The organism is Priestia sp. SIMBA_032 (genome assembly GCF_046535215.1).
GTDB lineage: Bacteria > Bacillota > Bacilli > Bacillales > Bacillaceae_H > Priestia > Priestia aryabhattai.
This window is the reverse complement of the sequence record NZ_JAWRXD010000507.1, coordinates 1-278: the sequence shown is the minus strand read 5'-3', so window position 1 is coordinate 278 and position 278 is coordinate 1. Positions and strand designations below refer to the sequence as shown.

1 protein-coding gene is annotated in these 278 nt (G+C 39.6%); it reads right to left on the bottom strand.

The features are described from left to right. On the bottom strand, positions 1 to 278 hold a 278-nt coding region (locus SB717_RS35325; protein ID WP_410907582.1), incomplete at both ends, for a metal-dependent hydrolase.

Sequence of the window (278 nt, the reverse complement as noted above, 5' to 3'; positions counted from 1 at the left end):
ATAAATGACCAAAGTAGTAGATGAAGATATGGAGCGTCTGAAAAGAAGGCGAAAGAGATGCCACTTATAAGGAATGACCAAAGAATTACCGCGGGAATGGAATGAGTAACTCCGCGATGATTTCTTATATATTTAGCGTTATTACGCAATTTTAAAACTGTGTCAATGTCAGGAATGTTGGAACCAGCAATTGTAGCAAGCATAACAGCTTGTGGGCCAATATCACTTTGTGCTATGGCTGGGTCTAATGTTGCTAAGCTACCTAAAGTGATACCCAT